Below are 20,392 nucleotides of genomic sequence, written 5' to 3'. Positions count from 1 at the left end.
GAATGGAAGCCGATTATTTCATCGGGGTCGCGCAACAATCGCTGTGGATCCTTGCGCTCGCGTCGGCGCCGCTGCTGCTGCCGGTGCTCGTCATCGGCGTGCTGCTCGGCATGGTCCAGGCCGCGACCTCGATCAACGAACAGACGCTGACCTTTGTGCCCAAGCTGATCGTCGCCGCGATCTGCCTCGCGATCTTCGGCGGCAGCATCCTCGTGCTGCTCACCGATTTCACCCGCGAAATCTTCGCGCAGATCCCGGCGTTGGTGCGCTAGGCGCACAATGAATCCCGCCGACATCCCGAATATCGAGGCGATGCTCCAGCTGTGGATGCTGGGCATGATCCGTCCCGGCGCCGCGTTCATCGCCGCGCCGGTGTTCGGCGCGACGAGCGTGCCGGTGCAGCTTCGCCTCGTCATCGCGCTCGCGGTCGGGGTGCCCGCGGTCGCGGCATCGGGCATGGCATTGCCGCCCGAGGGGATCGTCTCGGTTCCGGGGCTTTTCCTCATCATCGGCGAGGTCGTGATCGGCCTCGCGATCGGCTTTGTCCTCCAGATGGGCATCGCCGCCGCCTTGCTCGCGGGCGAGGCGATCAGCAACGCGATGGGCCTCGGCTTCGCGTCGATGGTCGATCCCCTGAGCGGCGCATCGAGCTCGGCGATCGGCCAGTTCCTGTCGATGCTCGCGACGGCGCTCTTTCTTGCCGCCGACGGCCATCTCGTGCTGATCGACATCATCGTCGACAGTTACAGCGCGCTTCCGCCCGGCAACGCCTTTCCGTCCTGGGACGCGATCGGCGGGCTGATCCGTTTCGGCAGCCTGATGTTCGCGGCGGGCCTCACCATCGCGATGCCGGTCGGCTTCGTGCTGATCCTCGTCCAGATCATCATGGGTGTCATCGGCCGCTCGGCGCCGGCGCTCAACCTGTTCGCGGTCGGCATTCCCGCGACCCTGCTCGCCGGGATCGTGCTGCTCGGCGTCGCGACGCCCGCGATGGCCGAGGCGATCGCACGCATCCTGTCCGACGCGCTCGACGCCGCGCGCATGGTCGCGGGGATCTGAGCCATGGCGGGCACGACCGAGAAGGACCAGAAAACCGAACAGCCGACGGCGAAGAAGCTGTCGGACTCGGCGCGCGAAGGCGATGTGCTGATGTCGCGTGAACTCGCGACGGCGCTGATGATGCTCGCCGCCGCAGGCTGGATGGTCGCCGCGGGCGGCTGGTTCGTCCAGTCGGCGGGCGACCTCCTCCGCCGCGGATTGACACTGACCGCCGCCGACGTCGCCGATTTCGCGCCCGCCGAGGCGCTGATGCGCAACGGCGCCGAAATCTTGCTGCCGCTCGCGAGCCTGTTCGCGCTCGCGCTGGGCGCCGCGGTCGCCGGTCCTGCGATGCTCGGTTCGTTCGGCTGGCGCGGCAAGGCGCTTCACTTCAAGGGCAACCGGATGAGCCCGATGGCCGGGCTCAAGCGCATGTTCGGAATGCAAGGCGTCACCGAGCTCGGCAAGGCGCTCGCCAAGGTGCTGCTGCTCGGCACCATCGGTTACTGGCTCGTCCTGAAGACCCTGCCGGCGATCATGACGATGGCGTCGACCGATCTGATCGCCGCGATAGGATTGGCCGGAAAGGCAATCGGCCATGCGATGCTGACGCTCGTCGGCGGGCTTGTCGTCATCGCGCTGATCGACGTGCCGGTGCAATGGTTCCAGCGCAACAAGCGGCTGATGATGAGCAAGCAGGAAGTGAAAGAGGAAATGCGCCAGTCCGACGGTGCGCCCGAACTCAAGCAGGCGCAGCGCCAGCGCGCGCACGACATATTGAGCGGTTCGGCGCGCAAGGCGGTGTCCGACGCGACCGTGGTCCTGACCAACCCGACGCATTTCTCGGTCGCGTTGCGTTATCGTCCGGGGGTCGATGCGGCGCCGGTCGTGGTCGCGCGCGGGCGCGGCGATGTCGCGCTGTCGATCCGCGAGCTTGCACGTGGTGCCAATGTCCCGCTCCTCGAATATCCGGCGCTCACGCGTGCCATCTATTTCACCGCGCGCGCCGGGCGCGTAATCCCCGAGGAATTGTTCGTTGCGGTCGCAACGGTGCTCGCCTTCGTCTTTCAGCTCGAACGCGCGGCCGCCGAAGGCACCGTGCCTCCCTCGGTCGACGTGCCGTCCTCGCATCGTTTCGATCCTGACGGACGCCGTCAGGCTTAAACTTGTCCGCGCGCCGCCGTTAAGGGGTTCGAAGGATATTTTGCCATGGTCAGTTCAATCGCCAACAGCCTCGGCTTCGGATCGGGCCTCGACGTCAAACAGCTCGTCACCGACCTGTCGAATGCGTCGCGCGACCCGAAGATTGCGCGCATGGCCTCGCTCACCCAGGCGAACCAGACGCGGATCAGCGCGCTGGGGCAGGCGCGGTCAAACCTCGACGGCTTTGCCAACTCGCTGGGCCAGATGGTCAGCGACGGCACCTTGCGCAGCACGCCGACCGTCTCCGACGAAAGCGTGCTCGGCGCCACCAGCCGCGCCGGCCTGTCGGCCGACAGCTTTGCCGCGACCGTCGTCGTGAACCAGCTCGCGCGCGCGCAGACCAATTATTCGGGCGTCGTCGCCGACCGTACCGCCGCGATCGGCGCGGGCACGATGACGCTGACCGTCGGCGGCGTCGCCAAGACGATCACCATCGGCGCGACGAACAACAGCCTCGACGGGCTGGCCAATGCGATCAACGCGAGCGGCGCCGGCGTGACCGCGTCGATCATCGCCGACGAGGGCGGGCACCGTCTGATCGTCAAAGGTCCGACGGGCGAGGTCGGCGCCTTCACCCTCGCCGCCGACGCCGGTGCCGACCCGGGCCTTGCCGCCTTTTCCACCAGTGGCGGCATGACTGTGGGCCAGACCGCCGCCAACGCCGAATTCACCATCGACGGCGTGGCATTCAGCCGCGCGAGCAACATCGTCGACGATGTGATCCCGGGCATGTCGCTCACGCTGAAAAAGGCGGCGCCCGGACAAGGCGTCGACATCGGCGCGAGCCGCCCGCTCGACATGATCAAGCAGACCGTCGGTGATTTTGTCTCGGTCTATAACCAGCTCAAGAAAAGCCTTGTCGCGGCCTCCAGCATGTCGGGCGCGACGACCTCGCTCCGCGAGATCGAACGCGAACTTTCCAGCCTGGTCAACAAGGTGCTTTCGAGCCACGGCAGCATCAACAAGCTGTCCGACATCGGGATCTCGTCGACGAGGGACGGCCTGCTTTCGGTCGACAACGCCAAGCTCGACAAGGTGCTCGCCAGCGATGCCGGCGCGGTCGAGGCGCTGTTCAATCCGCGGCGCGATGCGACGCACACCGAGACGACCGATCCCGGAATCGCCTTTGCGCTCGACGCGATCCGCGACAAGGCGGTCGGCGCCAATGGCGCGATCGATCGCGTGTCGAAATCGCTCGACGCGAAAAAGGGAAATCTCGCCGATCAGCTCGAGAAGATCGAGGAGCGCGAGAGTGTCTATAAGACGCGGCTCGAGAAGCAATATGGCACGCTCGAAGCCAAGCTCGCGGCGTTCAAGGCGACGCAGACCTATCTCGAACAGCAAATCAAACTCTGGACGAACCAGGGTAACGACTAGGGACCGCCGCCGTGAACGCTACCGCCTCGACCGTCCGGGCGACCGGGCTTTATCGCCGATTGCAGCACGAAAGCCGCGCCGCCGCAGCCGACCCCGTCGAACTCGTCACCATGCTCTACGACGAGCTGGAGACCGCTGTCGGCGTGCTGGGGGCGATGATCCGGCAGGGGCAGCGCGTTTCGGCGACCGAGCCCGCACACCGCGCGCGCGCGATCCTGATCGGCCTCGACGCGGGGCTCGACCGCGACAAGGGCGGCGATGTCGCGACGGCGCTGTCGCGCGTCTATCGCAGCATGCGCCGCAAGCTCGACGATGCCGTGGCAGCGAATAGCGCCGAGGGGCTCTCCGAACTGCTCGAAGGTATTTTGACGATCAGCGCCGCCTGGCGCCAGCTTCGCTGACCAAATCTTTCCAACCCGAGAAACTACGACGGCCCGTCCCTCGAATGAGGAGCGGGCCGTCGCCGTTTGAAATGAGCCCGCTGGTTACCCGGCCGCCCATGGTGGGGACGGGCGGCCGGGTGGTGCGGGAGCGGACCAGAGCTCCCTTTTTCAGCGGGTGCTGAAACTTGTATCGCGGCCGGGTCAGGCGGCCTGCTGATGAACCCCGTATTTGCGCATCTTTTCGATCAGCGTCGTGCGCTTCAGCGTCAGCAGGCGCGCCGCTTCGGAAATGATGCCGTCGGCGAGGTCGAGCGCGACGTAAATCTGTTCGAGTTCGATCGTTTCGATCTCGCGCTTGAGGTCGATCGGGCGGCCCGGCGCCGGCGTCTTGGCCTGCGGCGTCGCCGAAGCGAACGGGATCGCAGCGAATTCTTCCGCGCTGGCCGACACCGCGACGGGGCTGCCGGGGACAGCCCGTCGCGGTGCTAGCGCTGCGGTGGGGTTCAAAAGCATGGCGACATCGTCGAGACCGAGCGTCTCGCCGCCATGGAGAACGCTGGCGCGCTCCACAAAATTGCGCAGTTCACGGACATTGCCCGGCCATGCATGCTGCATCAGCAGCGTCATCGCCGAATCGTCGAAACGGCATTTGGCGTCGGCGGGCATCTGGCGCTGGAAATGGCGGATGAGCGCCGGAATGTCCTCGACGCGGTTGGCAAGGCTGGGGACCTGGAGCACAACCACGCCGAGCCGGAAGAACAGGTCTTCGCGGAATTTGCCATCGGCGATCGCGGCGCCGAGATCCTGGTGGGTAGCCGAAATGACGCGGACGTCGACGGCCTTCACGTCGCTGCTGCCGACGCGGACGATCGTCCGGTCTTCGAGCACGCGGAGCAGTTTGACCTGCATGTCGAAACGCATGTCACCGATTTCGTCGAGGAAGAGCGTGCCGCCCTCGGTCGCTTCGAAATGGCCGATGCGGCGGGCATGGGCGCCGGTGAAGCTGCCCTTTTCATGCCCGAAGAGTTCGGATTCGATAAGCTCGCCGGGGATCGCGCCGCAGTTGATCGCGGAGAAAGCCTTGCCGGCACGGGCGCCTTCGTCGTGGATCGCACGGGCAACGAGTTCCTTGCCCGAGCCCGACGGGCCGCAGAGCATCACCGAGGCGTTCGAGCGCGCCACGCGGCGGATCATCTCGCGCAGCCGGCAAGTCGCCGCGCTCGTGCCGATGATCAGCGCTTCGAGCGCCGTATTGTTGTTCTGCCCCACAGTCATTTCAATCTCCACCGCACCGCCCGCTCGGTGCCCCCTTCGATGGATTCAGGAATTGACGAAATTGGTAAACGAAAGCTTATCGAGCGTTAGCTAACTCATTCAAAACAAAGAGATATTGCCAGATTGGAAGTAATTAGCGCGCAATCGCGTTAACTATCTCCAATATGCTGCCAAACTGGCACTAATTGTCTTCCGTCTAACGCCAGCCGAGCGTGATCGAGATGCGGCGGTTGCGCGGATCGAATCGGTCGGAGGGGACATAGGGCTCGCGATCAGCGACCCCTTCGATTCGCGAAAAGCGGTCCGAGGCAATGCCGCGAAACTCCAGATAGTGACGCGTGACCTCCGCCCGGTCGACCGACAAGCGCCAGTTGTTGGTGCCAGCCTTCGCAGACCAGGGCGCCGCGTCGGTGTGACCGCGCACCATCACCTGGTTCGACACTGCGGCGACCGGTTTCGCGATCTCGCGGAACAGCCGCGCGCCATCGGGGGTCAACTGGCTGGTGCCCATCACGAACATCGACAGATTCGCATCGTCGATAACGTCGATGCGCAGCCCCTCGAGCGTTTCGGTAAAGCGCAGGTTCGGCGCAAGGCGCTTGAGCTCGCCCTTTGCCTGCAATTGATCCATCAGCGTCTGGGCGAGCTTCCTGAACTGCTGTTTGTCGCTCGCGCGCTCGCGCCCCGACGCTTCGCGCGGTCCGCCCGCTGCATCGCGCGGAATCGTCATTGCGCGCGTGCCCGTCTGCGCCGCGCCATGTGGGTATTTGTCCGCCGCGACCAGCGAGTCGCCACCGAACAGGCCCGTCGACCCGGCGGTCTCGGTCTTTGTCTGGACGATCGTCGGCGCGAAATAGTCGGCGAGCGCCTTGCGCTGCGCCTCGTTCGTCGCGCCGAGCAGCCACATCAACAGAAAGAAGGCCATCATCGCGGTGACGAAGTCGGCATAGGCGACCTTCCACGCGCCGCCATGATGGCCGCCGTGCACCTGCTGGATCACCTTCTTGACGATGATCGGCCGCGGCATGTTCGGACGCGCGGCCATCAGCGGCCCCGCATCCCGTCGAACACCTCGGCAAAGCTCGGCTGGTTATGATGGTCGACGCCCGAACGCGCCGCCTCGATGACCAGCGGCTGCGGATGGCCGTGGAGCGAGGCGATGATCAGCTGCTTGACCGTGTGATAGATGGCGGCGTCGCTTTCGATCACCGCTTTGGCGCGCGTCGCGAACGGGCCGACAAGACCATAAGCGAGGAGTACGCCGAGAAAGGTGCCGACGAGCGCCGAGCCGATCATGCCGCCGAGGATCGCCGGCGGCTTGTCGATCGAGCCCATCGTCTTCACGACGCCGAGCACCGCGGCGACGATACCGAGCGCGGGAAGCGCGTCGGCGAGACTCTGCAGACCTTCGGCGGGCTTCATCGAATGATGATGGTGGCTTTTCAGCGCATTATCCATCACCTCTTCGACCGCGTGCGGATCGAGCGTCCCCGACGACACGACGACGAGGCGCAGCGTGTCGCAGATCAGGTGGACGAGCGTATCGTCCTTCAAAAGCTTGGGATATTGCTGAAAGATCGTCGAGTTTTTCGGATCCTCGATGTGCGGCTCGACGGCGACCGGTCCTTCGGTGCGCATCATCTTCATCATCGTCGAGACGAGCAAGATGCAGTCGAGATAATCCTGCTTCTTGTACTTCGGTCCCTTGAACACCTTGGCGAGACCGCCGCCGAGCGCCTTCAGGTCGGCGCCCGAATTGCCGATAATCAACGAGCCGAGTGCCGCCCCGCCGATGATCAGCATCTCGTGCGGCAGCGCATGCATGACCGGACCCAGATTGCCCCCGGTCAGCGCGAAGCCTCCGAACACCAGCAGGATCAGTACGATAATGCCGACAACGGGAAACATGTGCGAGCAACTCCATTCGGGACCCGGCTGTCGAAGCCGGCCCCCCGCAAATTCAGGGACGTCTTGATGATTAACGGCAGCAGCGCCGCAAGATTGAGGGGCGTCAGTTCAAAATATCGAACAAGGTCTGCCGGTTAATCTTGGCAAAGGCGGCCTGCGCGGCCTGGAGCGTCAGATCCATGGCCTTCAGGTCGGCGATCGCGATGTCGAGGTCGGTGTCCTCGACCGTCGAGCGTTCGTCCTTGAACGTGATCCCGCGCAATGCGAGCCCGTCGCCGATGCGTTCGAGCCGTCCGCCCGACAGGCCGATTTCGGCATGTTTGTCGGCGACATGGCTGATCGCGGCGGCAAGCGCCGTGACCGATGCGCCCATCGCCGCCTTGTCGCCCGCCGCAACCGCGGCGGCCGCGTCGCGAATGCCCGTCGACAGGCTGTTTCCGCCAATGACAAAAACATCGGCCGCCGACGGAACGGGCGCGAAGCTAAGATCCGAATCGAAACGCATCACGCGCGCGGTGCCGGTCGCGAACACGGGCTCACCGTTCGAATCGCGCGTCGCGGCAAGCGCGTCGAGCTCGTCGGCGATCGTGCCGAGCTCGGCAGCGATCGTGGCCCGGTCGGCGGGGTTCGTCGTGTCGCTCGACGCCGCGAGCGTCAGCTCGCGCGCGCGCGTCATCAGGCTACTTACCGACTTCATGACACCATCGGCCTGCGACACCAGCGCGTCGGCCGAATTTACGTTGGCCGACCAGGCGGTCATGCTCGCCTGCGTCGTGCCGATCGTCGCAATCCGCCTTGCCGCGACGGGATCGTCGGACATCCGGAGCAATTTCTTTCCGCCCGAAATCTGGATTTGCGTCCGCTCGAGCGCGTCGGCGAGTTTCTGTTGGCGCGCGATTTCACGCGTCATGCGGTTGCCCACGGCGTTGATCATGATCCTGACCCTTCCTTAGAGCGAGCTGAGCAATGTTTGCATGGTTTCGCGCGCGACCTGGATCGTGCGCGCGGCCGCTCCATAGGCTTGCTGGAAGCGCAGCAGCTCGGCGGCTTCGGTGTCGAGATCGACCTGGCTCACCCCATCGCGCGCGGCGGCCGACGCGTCGGCGCGCGTCGCGGCGGCGGCATCCTGCGCGCGCGCCGACGCCACGGCCTGAGCCTGGGTAGCCAGATGGCCCGACCAGCGCGCTTCGGGATCGTTCGCCCCGCGCATCGCGCCGAGCGCGAGCATATTGCCGTTGCTGCCCGACGCGTTCGCCGCCGCCACCTGATCGGGGGTCAGCGGCGCGGCGGTCAGCGTTGCGGCGCTGGTGCCGGTGAACAAGGGCTGGCCCGGATTGCCATTGGCATCGGTGCCCGCCTGCTGCGCGGCGTTGAGCTGGCTTGCGAACTGCGTCGCCATCGTGTCGAGCGCGGCGCGCTGATCGGCGACATGGTTCGCGCCCTCGGCCAGCCCGGCGAGCGAGCCGGTCGAGATCGCGAGCGGCGAACCGCCGACGCTATACGACAGGCGTCCGTCGGGTGCGGCGGTGACCGAGATCGGATTCACCACACCGCCGCCCACGAGCAGGTCGCCCGATCCCGCCGCGCGCAGCGTCACCGCGCCATTATTGTCGAAGGTCGGGCTGACGCCGGCCTGCGACGACAATTTGTCGAGCAGCCGGTCGCGCTCGTCGAGCAAACTCGCCTCGTTGGTCGAGCCCGGCCGCGCCTTGCGCAGACCGACGTTGATCTGTTCGAGCGCATTCAGATTGCTGTTGAACTGGTCGACCGAACTCGCCGCGGCGCCCTCGATCCCATCGCCCATCTTGTCGAGCTGGCCAGCGGCGGTGCGAAAACCCGACGCGACATCGTCGACCGATTGCAGGAACTGCGCGCGCAGCGTCCGGTTCGACGGATCGGCGGTGAGCTGGTCGGCGGTCGTGTAAAGCTTGGTGAGCGCAGTCTTGATGCCGTTGGTCTCATCGCTCAACGCATCCTCGGTCTTGCCGAGCCAGTTCAGTTTCGTCGCCGAATGTTCGGCGCCGCCCGAGGTGATGCGCGAATCCTCGATCAGCCAGCCGTCGACCGAACGGTCGATGCCGCGAATGTCGACGCCGCCGGGATTGGTATTGCCGCGATAAAAGATCGAATTGCCGCCGCCGACGGCTTCCATCATTTCGAGCCGGCGCCGCGCATATCCGGGGGTCTGTGCGTTGGCGATATTGTCGCCAATCGTCGAGAGCGCGCGCGAATAGGCTTTAAGCCCGCTATAACCGATGCCGAGCAGGTCGCTCATTGTACGCCTCCCTTATGCCCGCCGAGCTGGCCGCGGAACTGCCGCTCGACCATGTCGGCGATCCCGAACTGGCGCATCGCGGCGAGGCTGTCGGCGGTGCGCGCGTCGGCCATTTCGCGGAAATTGTCGGTCGCGCTCGATCCGAGAATATCGTCGCCAAGCTTGGCCTGCCGCATCGACGCCATCAGCTGGCGCAGGATCACGGCTTCGAATGCCTCGGCCGCCTTGCGCAGCCCGCCATCGCCGCCGCCAGCCGCAGCGGGCGTCGGAGCGGCGCGAACAGAAGAAATAGGGCTCGTCATATGATCACCAGTTCCGCAGTGAGCGCGCCGGCCTGGCTCAGCGCTTCGAGGATGGCGACGAGGTCGCCCGGGGGAACGCCCATGCGATTGATCGCATCGACGAGTTCGGAAAGCGACGCGGTCGGCTTGACCAGCATCACCGGACGATAGTCCTGCTCGACGCTGATCTCGCTCGATTCTTCGACCGCGGTCTGGCCGCGGCTGAACGGCGCGGGCTGCACGACCATCGGCGATTCCTTGATCGAGACGGTGAGCTTGCCCTGCGTCACCGCGGCGGTGCCGACGCGGACCGCGCCGTTGATGACGACGGTGCCGGTTCGGGCATTGACGATAACCCTGGCCGGAGGCTCGGCGCGCTGAACGCCCAGATTCTCGATCTGCGAGATCAGCCGGATGCGTTCGTCGCCGCCGCCGCCCGCGCGAATGGCGATGCTGGCGCCGTCGAGCATCGACGCCGAGCCGGGCAGCGCGGCATTGATCGCATCGGTGACGCGCTTCGCATTCGTCGCATCGAACTGGTGGAGATTGAAGGTCAGCTGGCTGGTCGTGGTAAAGCCGGTGTCGACCGCGCGCTCGACCGTCGCGCCGCCCGCGATGCGGCCGCTCGAAGGCACATTGACCGTCAGCTTCGATCCGTCGGCGGCATCGACACCGAGGCCGCCGATGACAAGATTACCCTGCACCATCGCATAAATCTGTCCGTCGGCGCCATAAAGCGGCGCGAGCACCAGCGTACCACCGCGCAGGCTTTTCGACTTGCCGATCGCCGACACGGTGACGTCGAGGCGCTGGCCGGGTTTGGCGAACGGCGGCAGTTCGGCGGTGATCATCACCGCCGCCGCATTTTTCAGCGCCGGATTGACCCCGGGCGGCAGCGTCAGGCCAAAACGCGACACCGCGCCCTTCATGCCCAGCGTCGAATAGTCGAGGCTGTCGTCGCCGGTGCCCGCGAGGCCGACGACGATGCCGTAGCCGGTGAGCTGGTTGGCGCGCAGGCCCTGGAACTGGCCCATGTCCTTGATGCGCTCGGCCTGCGCCGGCGCCGCAAAGGCGAAGCTGGCGAGCAGGAGCAGGGTAAGGGTGAACAGGGACGGACGCTGGGTCACTTTATATTCCTCTTCAGAACGGGCTGATGATCGAGAAGAAACGTTGCAGCCAGCCTTGCTTGCTGGCGCGGGCGATCTCGCCCTTGCCGACGTAACGGATGTTCGCGTCGGCGACGCGGGTCGACAGGACGCGGTTGTCGGGGCTGATGTCGATCGCGCGAATGATCCCCGAAATCTGGACGCGTTCGTCGCCGCGATTGAGCGTGAGCAGCTTTTCGCCGCGCACCAGCATCGTGCCGTTGGGATAGATGGCGGCGATCGTCACGCTGACTTCGCCCGACAAGGCATTCGACTGCGACGCGTCGCCCTTGCCCTTGAACTGCTGGCCTCCCCCCATCGCTATATCGCTGGGGTTGAACAGCGACAGCGGGCCGGTGGTCGGCGGCGTCAGGCTGATATTGCCGTCGCGCTGCGTGCCCGCGGCGTTGCTTTTGGTCGCGGCGGTACGCTCGACAAGCTGGATGGTGACGATATCGCCGACCTGTCCCGCGCGGCCGCCCGACGTGAGCGCCACATAGCTGCCCTGAAAGATCGAGCCATTGCCCGGCAACGGCCCCGGAAAGACCGGCGCCGTCGGCGCAAAGATTTCGGGCGGCTGCTTGTCCTTCGCGAGCGCCGAAGCGGGCACAAGCGCAAGAACGAGCAGAACCGCGTTAGAGAGTCTGTGAGGCATTTTTCATCATTTCGTCGGTGGCCGAGATCATCTTGGAATTGACCTCATAGGCGCGCTGCGTCTCGATCATGTCGACAAGCTCCTCGACGACATTGACGTTCGAGCCTTCGAGCATCCCGCCGCGCAGGGTGCCGCGGCCTTCCTCGCCAGCGCCGCCGACCAGCGGTGCGCCCGAGCCCTGCGTTTCGACGAGCATATTGCCCCCGATCGCCTGCAGTCCGGCCGGATTGGCGAAGCGCGCGATCTCGATCCGGCCGAGTTCGAGCGCCGTGCCATCTGCGCCCGTTGCCGACACGGTGCCGTCGGTGCCGATCGACACATTGCTCGCATCCTCGGGAATCTGGATCGCGGGGCTCAGCGGCTTGCCGTCCGAGGTCACGATCGTCCCGTCGGGGGCGCGGCCGAAATTGCCCGCGCGGGTATAGCCGGTGCGCCCGTCGGGCATCTCGATCTGGAAATAGCCGGCGCCGTCGATCGCGACGTCGAGGCCGTTGCCCGTCGTCTGGAAACTGCCCTGCGTGTCCATGCGTGCGGTGCCGTTGAGCGCCACGCCGGTGCCAAGGTTGAGCCCGGTCGCATAGCGATTCTCCGCCGTCGACGGGGCGCCCGCCTGCGTCATCAACTGATAGCTCAGCGTCTCGAAGCTCGCGCGGTCGCGCTTGAAGCCCGTCGTGTTGACGTTGGCGAGGTTGTTGGCGATCACCTGCATCCGGAAGCCTTGGGCATCCAGACCGGTCCGCGCGACGTGCAAGGCACCGATACTCATTTCATAATCTCCTTAACGGGGAAGCTGCATCAGATTGGCGGTCGCGCTGTCCATGTCGCGCACGTCGCTGATCATCTTCAATTGGGTGTCCCAGCTGCGGCTCGCCTCGATCATCTCGACGAGCGCGGCGGTTGCGGTGACGTTCGATCCTTCGATCGAGCGGGTCAGAAGCCGCGCTTCGGGATCGTCGGGCAGGATGCCGCCCCCCTTGACGCGGAACAGGCCGTCGAGCCCCTTGGCGATGTCCGACCCCGTCGGGGTCGCGAGCCGCAGCCGGTCGACCTCCTGCGGATTTTCGGGATCGCCGCCCTGCGGCACGATCCACACGCGGCCTTCCTGGTCGATCGTGATCGCGTCGGCAGGCGGGATCGTCACCGGCCCCTGGCCGCCCTGCACGGGATTGCCGTCGCCGGTGGTGAGCAGCCCGCTCGGCGAAATCTGCAAATCGCCGCGCCGCGTATAGGCTTCTTCGCCATTCTTCGCCTGCACCACAAGCAGCGCATCGCCCTGCATCGCGATGTCGAGGTCGCGGCCCGTCTGGGTGACGGTGCCCGCCTTCATATCGGCACCGAGCACCTCTTCGGACGACATGGCGCGCGCATCGAGCCCGTCGCCGTCGAGCCACAGCGCCTGCGCGCTCGCCATATCGGCGCGGAAGCCCGGCGTCTGGGCGTTCGCCAGATTGTTGGCGATCGCCGTCTGCCGGGACATGCTGCCCCGCATCGCGGCAAGGCTGGTGTAGATAAGGCGGTCCATCGAAATTCTCCCGGCAGGCGGCGGTCAGCGGTATGTCAGCGCATGCCGATGATCGTCTGGGTCAGCTGCGACGCGCCCTCGATCGCCTTGGCATTCGCCTGGAAATTGCGCTGCGCCGCCATCAGCATCACCAGTTCCTCGGTGATATCGACGTTCGACCGTTCGAGCGCGCCCGAGCGGACCGCGCCCATCGGGCCGTTGGTCGCGGCGTCGATCGTCGGCGGGCCGCTTTCGCCCGTCGACTGCCAGTGGGCATCGCCGGTCGGACGGAGGCCCGACATCGTCGGGAAAGTCGCCATCGCAACCTTGCCGAGCTTCTGGTCTTCACCGTTCGCAAAGGTCGCAGTGACGAGGCCGTCGAGGCCGATCGTGACGTTGACGAGACCCGAGGTCGGATCGGTCGGCGCCGCCGTGGGCAGGCGGAGGTCGAACGCGCCGGCGAGCGTGTTGTTGGTTACATTGTCGTTCGCGTCGATCGGCAGCAGCTGCAGCTTCGCACCCGTCGAGTCGATGACATAGCGGTCGGGGGTCGGTTCGAACGAGCCGTTGCGCGTATAGGAGATGGCTTCGCGCGGCGGTTCGCCCTTTACGATGAACATGCCTTCGCCGACGACCGCGAGGTCGAGCGTCTTTTCGCTCGCTTCATACGACCCTTGCGTGAACTGCTGGGTGATGCCGTTAAGGCGCGTGCCCTGGCCCGCGATCATCTTTGTCGACTGCGTCGGCGACGAGGCGAAGATGTCGCCGAACTGCGCCTTGCTGCGCTTGAAGCCGATCGCGCCGGCGTTGGCGATATTGTTCGAGATGACCGACATGTCGGTCTGCGCGCCCTTGAGGCCCGAAAGCGAAGTATAGAATGACATGGACTGATCCTTCCTGAAAGATGGGGAGCTTAGGTGGTGGGCGGCGTCGGCGCGGGCGCCGGCGTTGCCGCCTTGATGTCTTTGAGCAGCTGGGTCTGCGCCGTGAGCTGTTCCGAAATCTTGGAGAGCACCGTGTTCGTCTCGCTGATCCCGGCGAGACTCGAGAATTGCGCCATCTGTGCAACCATCTGCTGGTTATCGACCGGGTTGAACGGATCCTGCTGCGACAGCTGCGCCGTCATCAGGCGCATGAAGTCGCTCTGATCCATCTGCTTGCCGCCCTTGGGCTGGAACACGGGTGGATTGTTGTTGGTGATGCTGTTGACGCTCATTTTACTGTCCCATCCTGAGGGTTTCGTTGATCAGGCCCTTTGCGGTTTCGAGGACCTGGACGTTGTTTTGATACTGGCGGGCGGTCTCGACCATCTCGACCAGCTCGGCGGCGCTATCGACCGCGGCTTCCCAGACGTTGCCGTCTGCATCGGCGAGCGGGTTCGACGGATCGTGCCGCTTCGACGGCTCCATTTTCGAGGTCGTGACCTGGTCGATCTGGACCGTCGCGCGGCCATGATCGTCCATCACGGTGCGAAACACCGGCTTCAGCGAACGGAAGGCACCGGCCTCGCTGCCCGCGACCGTTCCCGCGTTGGCGAGGTTCGATGCGGTGGTATTGAGCCGGACGAGCTGCGCCGACATCGCGCGGCCGCTGATGTCGAAGACCGAGAAATTGCCGTTCATCGTCATTCGCCCTTGATCGCGCGGGTCAGCGTGTTGATGCGCCCGCTGAGGAACGACAGGCTCGAGCGATAGGCGAGCGCGTTTTCGGCATAGGCGGTCTGCTCGGTCGCCATTTCGACGGTATTGCCGTCGAGCGATGCCTGGACGGGGACGCGATAGCTGATCGCGCCTTCGGTCGAGCCGCCCCGCTGCGCAAGGTCGAGCGCCTTGGCGAAATCGATATCACGCGCCTTGTAACCCGGCGTCGCGGAGTTCGCGATGTTCGACGCGAGCATCATCATGCGCTGGCTGCGCAGCTGGAGCGCCGTCGCGTGCAGGCCAAAGAGTTTCTCGGATGCCATCATCAACTTCCTTTCGCCGGGGTCCGGGCCGGATTGGGCACGGACGCGCGGAAAAACACCAAGGCAAGATGCAATGGCCGTGCCAAACCATAATTCCCTATATTTTTCAGTATTTTATGTAAGTTTCGCAGATGCCGCACACGAAGCTCGTCAAAAAACTGACGACGCGGCGCACAGCCCCGCAAAACCGCGCATCAAACCGCGACTGGCACGCTTCCTGCAAATTAACGGGCGACCATTTTGGACCAAAGGAGATGGACCTTGTCCCGTAACACTCTCACGCGCCTCGTCGCATGCGCTGCCGCCGTTTCGCTCGCTGCGCCGATCGCGGCACAGGCGCAGCAAGGCAATGAGGATTGGCAGACGATCGACGTGCTGACCGACATGGTCGCCAATGCCATGGGGCGGAACGCGACCCCGGTCGATCGCCGCATCAAGCTGGCGCGCTGCCCCGAACAGGCGTCGGTGACCGCGCTCGACGCCCAGACGCTCGCGGTTCGCTGCGCCTCGCTCGGCTGGCGTCTGCGCGTGCCCCTCAGCGCTCCTGCGTCCGCCCCTGCCGGTGCGTCGCAGGTCGCGGCCAGCTTCGCGCGCCCCGCGGCAAGTGCGCCCGCCATTCGCCGCGGCGACAATGTCCGCGTGACGATCGAGACCGAAACCTATTCGATCAGCTATGCCGCCGTCGCGACGCAGGACGGCCGCGTCGGCGAGACGATTGCCCTACGTGGTGCCGACGCCAAATCGACGCTCAGCGCCACCGTCACCGGAGCTGGCCGCGCGCGCCTCGACGACTGATTTCACCCTCGCTTACCCATACACTGGCCCGGGCTGTCGGCTTTCCGACGGCGCCGGGCCCTTCTTTTGTTTTTTTTGCGACCGGTCGCCTTAATCGCCCGGAACCGCGTCCGTTAAAGCCTTCGTGAACCGCGTCGTCACTTTTCTGACGGCACCGGATGGAGGCTTTTATGTCGGGTGACAGCAAGATCGGACCAGTCGGCGGCATCGGCCGTGCCGGCCCGCTGCGCAGGGTCGCCAGCGAAGCGGCGACGGCGATGCGCGCTCCGGCACAGCTTCAACCGGCGCAGGACAATTTGCCGACGGCGCAACTGAACCGCCTTGCGACTAGCCTCGCCGACCAGGCACCGCCGGTCGACATCGCGCGCGTCGCATCGCTGCGCACCGCGATCGCGAACGGCAGCTATGGCGTGCATCCCGCGATCATCGCCAGCGCGATGCTCGATTTTCACGGCGGAGCCGAATGATGCAGGCGCAGATGGACGAAATTGAATCGCGACTTGAAATATTGGTCGGCGCACTCGACGGGCATGACGCCGGCGCGATCATCGCGGCGACCGAAAACCTCGCGACCGCCGTGATCCTGTTTCGCGGCGCGAACATTCCCGCGGGCAGCGAACATCGCGCCCGCGCGCTGATCGGCAAGACGCTCGGCCAGCTCGAAGCCGCCGCGATGCGCGTCAATATCTTGAAGAACTGGACGCGTCAGAGGATTGACAAGAGCCACGAAATCCGTGGCACCCGTCCGCGCGGAGCGGCTTTAAGCTACTGATAACCACATAATTTTCAGCCGTTTCTGCGAAATGGCACGATGATTGCTTTTGGTCTGCTGAACAAGCGGAACCAACAGCCATGAACGCAATTAACAATCCCCAGGGTTCGACCCGCATCGCCGCTCCCGTGATGGATGCGGTGCAGAATGCGTCGGCGCGCTCGGGGATCGATTTCGATTATCTGGTCGACGTCGCGCGCGTCGAAAGCGGCTATAATCCGACCGCCAAAGCGGCGACTTCGTCGGCGCGCGGGCTGTATCAGTTCACCAAGCAAACCTGGCTCGCGACGCTCGACCGCCATGGCGCGAACCACGGCCTCGCCTGGGCCGCCGACGCCATCGGCCGCGACGCGTCGGGGCGGCTGACGGTCGCCGATCCCGTGGTCCGCCAGCAGATTTTGGATCTGCGCGACGACCCCACGGCCTCTTCGAACATGGCCGCCGCGCTGACAGGCGACAACCGCGACTATATCGAAAGCCGGATCGGCCGCAGCGCCGAGCCCGTCGACCTCTATCTCGCGCATTTCCTCGGGAGTGGCGGCGCCGCCAAATTCCTGACGGCGCTCGAAACCAATCCTGACCAGCCCGGCGCATCGATGATGCCCGAGGCCGCGGCCGCGAACCGTTCGGTCTTCTACGCCCCCGACGGAAGCATGCGCAGCCTCGCCGAGATCCGCGAACGCTTTCGCGTGAAGCTCGAGGACGGCGGCAAGATCGAAAATATGAAGCCCTTCGCCCCTTCGGGCTGGCACGCGCAGGCGAGCAGTTCGAGCGGCCTGGGCAGCGCAGGCGGCGGGCGCCCGCCATTACAGATGATGGATATTCAACCTATGCCCAAGACACTCTCGATGGGCTTTGCCGCCGATGCCTATCGGCGGCTCGCGTCGCTTTCGGGAGGCGCGGCATGACCGCCGATTTCAGCCTGGGCAACATCGGACGTATGGCAGGCGCCGCGGCGCTGCCCGTCGGGATGCTGATCCTCGTCGGGTTGATGGTGATCCCGGTCTCGCCGTTGATCCTCGACATCAGTTTTGTCGCCAATATCATGATCAGCCTCGCGATCCTGATGGTCGCGCTGTCGGCCGCAAAGCCGCTCGACTTTTCGTCCTTCCCGACCGTCCTGCTCCTTGCGACCTTGTTCCGGCTGGCGCTCAACGTCGCCTCGACGCGCGTCGTGCTGGTCCACGGGCACGAAGGCACCGCCGCCGCAGGCCATGTCATCGAAGCGTTCGGACAGGTGCTGATCGGCGGCGATTATGTCGTCGGCCTGTTCGTCTTCTTCGTCCTGATGATCATCAACATGGTCGTCATCACCAAGGGTGCAGGGCGCGTGTCCGAAGTGTCGGCGCGCTTCACCCTCGACGCCCTGCCGGGCAAGCAGATGGCAATCGACGCCGATCTCAACGCCGGGCTGCTCAGCCCCGAAGAAGCGAAGGCACGCCGCGTCGAAGTCGCGACCGAGGCCGATTTCTACGGCTCGATGGACGGCGCCTCGAAATTCGTGAAGGGCGACGCGATCGCGGGCCTGCTGATCCTGTTCGTCAACATCGTTGGCGGGCTGATCCTCGGCATTTTCAGTCACGGCCTCAGCTTTTCGGAAGCCGGCAGCAATTATGTCACGCTCGCGATCGGCGACGCACTGGTTGCGCAGATCCCGGCACTGCTGCTCTCGATCGCCGCTGCCGCAATCGTCACCCGCGTCGCGTCGCCGTTCGACCTCAGCGGCCAGATCAGCAGCCAGTTCGCCGCGCCATCGGTCTGGATGGCTGTCGGCGCCATCCTGTTCATCCTGGGGCTGGTCCCGTCGATGCCGCAGATGCTGATCCTGCCCGCCGCGGCTTTGTCCTTCGGTATGGGCTGGCAGCTGCGTCGCAGCGCCGCCGCGGTCGCCGACCTGCCCGAGCCCGCCGCGCCCGCGCCCGACCCGTCGCTTATCGAATGGGCCGACGTCAGCGACGCGAGCGCATGCCAGCTCGAGATCGGCTATGCCCTCGTCACCCTCGTCGACGAACGCAAGGGTTCGCCGCTGATGACCCGCATCACCGGCATCCGCCGCCAATTGTCGAAAGAACTCGGCTTCGTCGTGCCGCCGGTGAAAGTCAGCGACGACCTGTCGCTTCCCGGCAACGTCTATCGCATCTCGGTCGCCGGGGTGATCGTCGGCGAGGACGAGGTCTTCCCCCACGAAATGCTCGCACTCGATTCGGGCGACCTCGTCACCAAGGTCATCGGCCGCCCGTGCAAGGACCCGACCTTCGGCCTCGACGCATTGTGGATTCCGAAGGCGATGCAGAATGACGCGATCGCTGCGGGCTATACCGTCGTCGATCCGGCAACCGTCGTCGCGACGCACCTCAACAACAGCATCGTCGGCGCCGCCGCCGAGCTGTTCGGCATCGACGATGCGCAGGCGCTGATCGAGAATCTCAAGACCCATTATCCGCAGCTCGCGCAAAATCTCTCGCCGCAGGGCTATTCGCTGCCGCGCGTCGCGAGCCTGTGCAAATCCTTGCTCATCGAGCGCGTGCCGCTGCGCGATTTCCGCAAGATCGCCGAGGCGATGGTGGCGCTGTCGCCGCAGCAGCTCGGCGAGATCGACCTGATCGAAGCGGTGCGCCAGCGCATCGGCGCGCTGATCGTCCAGACGATCGTGCCGAGCCGGATGCCGCTGCCCGTCGTCACCTTCAGCCCCGAGGTCGAGGTGTTGCTCAACCAGGCGGTGCGCGCCAACCCCGCCGCCGAATGGCCGTTCGAGCATGGCATGGCGATGACGATCATCGAACAGGTCGGCCAGGCGGTCGAACCGTTGCTCTTGCAGACGCGCAGCTTCGCGCTCGTCGCCTCGCCGATTTGCCGTTCCGCCCTTTCGCGGCTGGTGCGCGCCACTTTCCCCGACGTCGCCGTCATCTCCTACCTCGAGATCCCGGCGACCAAGCAGACCGAAATCGTCGCGACGATCGGCGCCGAAGTGCCCCGCCTCGCGTCCGGGCCCGAGGCCCACATGGAGGACCAATCGCATGAGAATTGAGGCCGCCGAGCAATTTGCCGGGACCGCCGGCCGCGCGCCGCGCGCACGCGGCTACGGTGAAAGCGTCGAGGCGCTGGTCCAGGAATATTCGCCGCTGGTCCGCAAGATCGCGTGGCAGGTGTTTTCACGCGTGTCGCGGACGAGCGAGCTCGACGACCTGATCCAGACCGGGCTGATCGCGCTGATCGAGGCGAGCCGCAATTATGAAGAGCGCGGTTTCGCCTTTGCCACCTATGCGACGACGCGCATTCGCGGCGCGATGATCGACCAGCTGCGCCGCGAGGCCGATGTCGGCCGTTCGGCGATGGTCGCGGCGAAGCGCATCCACGCGATGCGAGCGGCGCTCGAACAGCAGTTGATGCGTGCGCCGACAACGGCCGAAATGGCGGTCGCTTTCGACATGTCGGCGGAGGATTATTTCGCGCTCGAACGCAATGCGACGCATGGCCGGTCTACCTCGCTCGACGAATTGACCGACATCGGCGCCTTCCTTGCCGCCGATGGCGACGCCGGCGCCGACGAACGGTGCGAACAGGAGGATCTGATGGGCGCGCTGCGCCAGTGCGTCGGCCGCCTGTCGCAGCGCGAGCAGATGGTGCTCCAGCTCTATTTCTTCGAAGAGCTCAACCTGCACGAAATCGGCCTGACCCTTGACGTCAGCGCCGCGCGCATTTGCCAGATCAAGCGCGAGGCGATGATCAAGGTCGATCGCATGATGAAGGAAATGACCGAGTAAATGGGGTGACCGGGTACGGTGCGCGCGACCAGTCGCCCCCGCACCCGATCGAGGGAA

General features: G+C 65.3%; 25 protein-coding genes. 11 read left to right on the top strand and 14 right to left on the bottom strand.

Features of this window, described 5'->3' with window-relative positions:
• The first annotated feature begins 2 nt into the window (after nucleotides 1-2).
• From ACREBX_RS00555 to fliS, 5 genes are read left to right on the top strand one after another with little or no spacing between them, the layout of a single operon-like run.
• Complete coding sequence (locus ACREBX_RS00555) at nucleotides 3-272, top strand: flagellar biosynthetic protein FliQ (protein ID WP_037512577.1); 270 nt, start codon at nucleotides 3-5, stop codon at nucleotides 270-272.
• A gap of 7 nt (nucleotides 273-279) precedes the next feature.
• Complete coding sequence (fliR, locus tag ACREBX_RS00550) at nucleotides 280-1,059, top strand: flagellar biosynthetic protein FliR (protein WP_431559801.1); 780 nt, start codon at nucleotides 280-282, stop codon at nucleotides 1,057-1,059.
• A 3-nt stretch (nucleotides 1,060-1,062) separates the two neighbouring features.
• The gene (gene flhB / locus ACREBX_RS00545) at nucleotides 1,063-2,202 is read left to right on the top strand and encodes a flagellar type III secretion system protein FlhB (RefSeq protein WP_431559800.1); all 1,140 of its coding nucleotides are present in this window, start codon (nucleotides 1,063-1,065) and stop codon (nucleotides 2,200-2,202) included.
• Nucleotides 2,203-2,247: 45 nt separating this feature from the next.
• Nucleotides 2,248-3,618 carry a flagellar filament capping protein FliD gene (fliD, locus tag ACREBX_RS00540; RefSeq protein ID WP_431559799.1) on the top strand — a complete coding sequence of 457 codons (1,371 nt, stop codon included), beginning with the start codon at nucleotides 2,248-2,250 and terminating at the stop codon, nucleotides 3,616-3,618.
• 11 nt (nucleotides 3,619-3,629) lie between these two features.
• Complete coding sequence (fliS, locus tag ACREBX_RS00535) at nucleotides 3,630-4,019, top strand: flagellar export chaperone FliS (RefSeq protein ID WP_431559798.1); 390 nt, start codon at nucleotides 3,630-3,632, stop codon at nucleotides 4,017-4,019.
• A gap of 183 nt (nucleotides 4,020-4,202) precedes the next feature.
• On the opposite strand, the gene ACREBX_RS00530 is transcribed toward fliS, so the two are convergent.
• The 14 genes from ACREBX_RS00530 to ACREBX_RS00465 form a co-directional block, all read right to left on the bottom strand.
• Nucleotides 4,203-5,276 carry a sigma-54 interaction domain-containing protein gene (locus tag ACREBX_RS00530; RefSeq protein WP_431559797.1) on the bottom strand — a complete coding sequence of 358 codons (1,074 nt, stop codon included), beginning with the start codon at nucleotides 5,274-5,276 and terminating at the stop codon, nucleotides 4,203-4,205.
• A gap of 196 nt (nucleotides 5,277-5,472) precedes the next feature.
• Entirely contained in the window at nucleotides 5,473-6,321 is an 849-nt protein-coding gene (locus tag ACREBX_RS00525) for a flagellar motor protein MotB (RefSeq protein WP_431559796.1), read from the bottom strand.
• Nucleotides 6,321-7,184, bottom strand: a complete 864-nt coding sequence (gene motA, locus ACREBX_RS00520) for a flagellar motor stator protein MotA (RefSeq protein ID WP_431559795.1) — start codon at nucleotides 7,182-7,184, stop codon at nucleotides 6,321-6,323. The genes ACREBX_RS00525 and motA overlap by 1 nt, the downstream gene beginning before the upstream one ends.
• A 103-nt stretch (nucleotides 7,185-7,287) precedes the next feature.
• The gene (locus tag ACREBX_RS00515) at nucleotides 7,288-8,118 is read right to left on the bottom strand and encodes a flagellin (protein ID WP_431559794.1); all 831 of its coding nucleotides are present in this window, start codon (nucleotides 8,116-8,118) and stop codon (nucleotides 7,288-7,290) included.
• 15 nt (nucleotides 8,119-8,133) lie between these two features.
• On the bottom strand, nucleotides 8,134-9,459 hold the full coding sequence (gene flgK / locus ACREBX_RS00510) for a flagellar hook-associated protein FlgK (RefSeq protein ID WP_431559793.1): 1,326 nt from the start codon (nucleotides 9,457-9,459) through the stop codon (nucleotides 8,134-8,136).
• Nucleotides 9,456-9,761, bottom strand: a complete 306-nt coding sequence (locus tag ACREBX_RS00505; protein ID WP_431559792.1) for a rod-binding protein — start codon at nucleotides 9,759-9,761, stop codon at nucleotides 9,456-9,458. The genes flgK and ACREBX_RS00505 overlap by 4 nt, the downstream gene beginning before the upstream one ends.
• Nucleotides 9,758-10,867: a flagellar basal body P-ring protein FlgI gene (locus ACREBX_RS00500; protein WP_431559791.1), complete on the bottom strand. Its 1,110-nt coding sequence runs from the start codon at nucleotides 10,865-10,867 to the stop codon at nucleotides 9,758-9,760. Before ACREBX_RS00500 ends, ACREBX_RS00505 begins: the two co-directional genes overlap by 4 nt.
• Nucleotides 10,868-10,880: 13 nt before the next feature.
• Nucleotides 10,881-11,540, bottom strand: a complete 660-nt coding sequence (locus ACREBX_RS00495; RefSeq protein ID WP_431559790.1) for a flagellar basal body L-ring protein FlgH — start codon at nucleotides 11,538-11,540, stop codon at nucleotides 10,881-10,883.
• A complete protein-coding gene (flgG, locus tag ACREBX_RS00490) occupies nucleotides 11,521-12,306 on the bottom strand; it encodes a flagellar basal-body rod protein FlgG (RefSeq protein ID WP_431559789.1) in 786 nt (261 codons plus the stop codon). The genes ACREBX_RS00495 and flgG overlap by 20 nt, the downstream gene beginning before the upstream one ends.
• A 12-nt stretch (nucleotides 12,307-12,318) precedes the next feature.
• Nucleotides 12,319-13,062, bottom strand: coding sequence for a flagellar basal-body rod protein FlgF (gene flgF / locus ACREBX_RS00485; RefSeq protein WP_431559788.1), 744 nt, complete (start codon nucleotides 13,060-13,062; stop codon nucleotides 12,319-12,321).
• A 35-nt stretch (nucleotides 13,063-13,097) separates the two neighbouring features.
• The gene (locus tag ACREBX_RS00480; RefSeq protein WP_431559787.1) at nucleotides 13,098-13,925 is read right to left on the bottom strand and encodes a flagellar hook-basal body complex protein; all 828 of its coding nucleotides are present in this window, start codon (nucleotides 13,923-13,925) and stop codon (nucleotides 13,098-13,100) included.
• A gap of 29 nt (nucleotides 13,926-13,954) precedes the next feature.
• Entirely contained in the window at nucleotides 13,955-14,257 is a 303-nt protein-coding gene (locus tag ACREBX_RS00475; protein ID WP_431559786.1) for a flagellar hook assembly protein FlgD, read from the bottom strand.
• A gap of 1 nt (nucleotide 14,258) precedes the next feature.
• Nucleotides 14,259-14,669 carry a flagellar basal body rod protein FlgC gene (gene flgC / locus ACREBX_RS00470; protein WP_431559785.1) on the bottom strand — a complete coding sequence of 137 codons (411 nt, stop codon included), beginning with the start codon at nucleotides 14,667-14,669 and terminating at the stop codon, nucleotides 14,259-14,261.
• Nucleotides 14,666-15,004, bottom strand: a complete 339-nt coding sequence (locus ACREBX_RS00465) for a flagellar basal body rod protein FlgB (RefSeq protein ID WP_431559829.1) — start codon at nucleotides 15,002-15,004, stop codon at nucleotides 14,666-14,668. Before ACREBX_RS00465 ends, flgC begins: the two co-directional genes overlap by 4 nt.
• 261 nt (nucleotides 15,005-15,265) lie before the next feature.
• Between ACREBX_RS00465 and ACREBX_RS00460 the strand changes: the two genes are divergently transcribed.
• From ACREBX_RS00460 to ACREBX_RS00435, 6 genes are all read left to right on the top strand, one after another.
• Nucleotides 15,266-15,799: a flagella basal body P-ring formation protein FlgA gene (locus tag ACREBX_RS00460; RefSeq protein WP_431559784.1), complete on the top strand. Its 534-nt coding sequence runs from the start codon at nucleotides 15,266-15,268 to the stop codon at nucleotides 15,797-15,799.
• A gap of 170 nt (nucleotides 15,800-15,969) precedes the next feature.
• A complete protein-coding gene (gene flgM, locus ACREBX_RS00455) occupies nucleotides 15,970-16,266 on the top strand; it encodes a flagellar biosynthesis anti-sigma factor FlgM (protein ID WP_431559783.1) in 297 nt (98 codons plus the stop codon).
• Complete coding sequence (locus tag ACREBX_RS00450) at nucleotides 16,263-16,571, top strand: hypothetical protein (protein ID WP_431559782.1); 309 nt, start codon at nucleotides 16,263-16,265, stop codon at nucleotides 16,569-16,571. The genes flgM and ACREBX_RS00450 overlap by 4 nt, the downstream gene beginning before the upstream one ends.
• A gap of 80 nt (nucleotides 16,572-16,651) precedes the next feature.
• Nucleotides 16,652-17,479: a transglycosylase SLT domain-containing protein gene (locus tag ACREBX_RS00445; protein WP_431559781.1), complete on the top strand. Its 828-nt coding sequence runs from the start codon at nucleotides 16,652-16,654 to the stop codon at nucleotides 17,477-17,479.
• Entirely contained in the window at nucleotides 17,476-19,599 is a 2,124-nt protein-coding gene (gene flhA, locus ACREBX_RS00440) for a flagellar biosynthesis protein FlhA (RefSeq protein WP_431559780.1), read from the top strand. Before ACREBX_RS00445 ends, flhA begins: the two co-directional genes overlap by 4 nt.
• Complete coding sequence (locus ACREBX_RS00435; RefSeq protein WP_431559779.1) at nucleotides 19,589-20,335, top strand: sigma-70 family RNA polymerase sigma factor; 747 nt, start codon at nucleotides 19,589-19,591, stop codon at nucleotides 20,333-20,335. Before flhA ends, ACREBX_RS00435 begins: the two co-directional genes overlap by 11 nt.
• Nucleotides 20,336-20,392 lie beyond the last annotated feature (57 nt).

The organism is Sphingopyxis sp. (assembly GCF_050725655.1).
Lineage (GTDB): Bacteria > Pseudomonadota > Alphaproteobacteria > Sphingomonadales > Sphingomonadaceae > Sphingopyxis.
The sequence above is the reverse complement of the archived record's forward strand: the minus strand, read 5'-3'. Positions and strand labels throughout refer to the sequence as shown.

Bases quoted from the DNA above. Each gene is read 5' to 3' on its own strand.
- ACREBX_RS00555 (WP_037512577.1), top strand. From the start codon at position 3: ATGGAAGCCGATTATTTCATCGGGGTCGCGCAACAATCGCTGTGGATC.
- fliR (WP_431559801.1), top strand. From the start codon at position 280: ATGAATCCCGCCGACATCCCGAATATCGAGGCGATGCTCCAGCTGTGG.
- flhB (WP_431559800.1), top strand. From the start codon at position 1,063: ATGGCGGGCACGACCGAGAAGGACCAGAAAACCGAACAGCCGACGGCG.
- fliD (WP_431559799.1), top strand. From the start codon at position 2,248: ATGGTCAGTTCAATCGCCAACAGCCTCGGCTTCGGATCGGGCCTCGAC.
- ACREBX_RS00530 (WP_431559797.1), bottom strand. From the start codon at position 5,276: ATGACTGTGGGGCAGAACAACAATACGGCGCTCGAAGCGCTGATCATC.
- ACREBX_RS00525 (WP_431559796.1), bottom strand. From the start codon at position 6,321: ATGGCCGCGCGTCCGAACATGCCGCGGCCGATCATCGTCAAGAAGGTG.
- motA (WP_431559795.1), bottom strand. From the start codon at position 7,184: ATGTTTCCCGTTGTCGGCATTATCGTACTGATCCTGCTGGTGTTCGGA.
- ACREBX_RS00515 (WP_431559794.1), bottom strand. From the start codon at position 8,118: ATGATCAACGCCGTGGGCAACCGCATGACGCGTGAAATCGCGCGCCAA.
- flgK (WP_431559793.1), bottom strand. From the start codon at position 9,459: ATGAGCGACCTGCTCGGCATCGGTTATAGCGGGCTTAAAGCCTATTCG.
- ACREBX_RS00505 (WP_431559792.1), bottom strand. From the start codon at position 9,761: ATGACGAGCCCTATTTCTTCTGTTCGCGCCGCTCCGACGCCCGCTGCG.
- ACREBX_RS00495 (WP_431559790.1), bottom strand. From the start codon at position 11,540: ATGCCTCACAGACTCTCTAACGCGGTTCTGCTCGTTCTTGCGCTTGTG.
- flgG (WP_431559789.1), bottom strand. From the start codon at position 12,306: ATGAGTATCGGTGCCTTGCACGTCGCGCGGACCGGTCTGGATGCCCAA.
- flgF (WP_431559788.1), bottom strand. From the start codon at position 13,062: ATGGACCGCCTTATCTACACCAGCCTTGCCGCGATGCGGGGCAGCATG.
- ACREBX_RS00480 (WP_431559787.1), bottom strand. From the start codon at position 13,925: ATGTCATTCTATACTTCGCTTTCGGGCCTCAAGGGCGCGCAGACCGAC.
- ACREBX_RS00475 (WP_431559786.1), bottom strand. From the start codon at position 14,257: ATGAGCGTCAACAGCATCACCAACAACAATCCACCCGTGTTCCAGCCC.
- flgC (WP_431559785.1), bottom strand. From the start codon at position 14,669: ATGACGATGAACGGCAATTTCTCGGTCTTCGACATCAGCGGCCGCGCG.
- ACREBX_RS00465 (WP_431559829.1), bottom strand. From the start codon at position 15,004: ATGGCATCCGAGAAACTCTTTGGCCTGCACGCGACGGCGCTCCAGCTG.
- flgM (WP_431559783.1), top strand. From the start codon at position 15,970: ATGTCGGGTGACAGCAAGATCGGACCAGTCGGCGGCATCGGCCGTGCC.
- ACREBX_RS00450 (WP_431559782.1), top strand. From the start codon at position 16,263: ATGATGCAGGCGCAGATGGACGAAATTGAATCGCGACTTGAAATATTG.
- ACREBX_RS00445 (WP_431559781.1), top strand. From the start codon at position 16,652: ATGAACGCAATTAACAATCCCCAGGGTTCGACCCGCATCGCCGCTCCC.
- flhA (WP_431559780.1), top strand. From the start codon at position 17,476: ATGACCGCCGATTTCAGCCTGGGCAACATCGGACGTATGGCAGGCGCC.
- ACREBX_RS00435 (WP_431559779.1), top strand. From the start codon at position 19,589: ATGAGAATTGAGGCCGCCGAGCAATTTGCCGGGACCGCCGGCCGCGCG.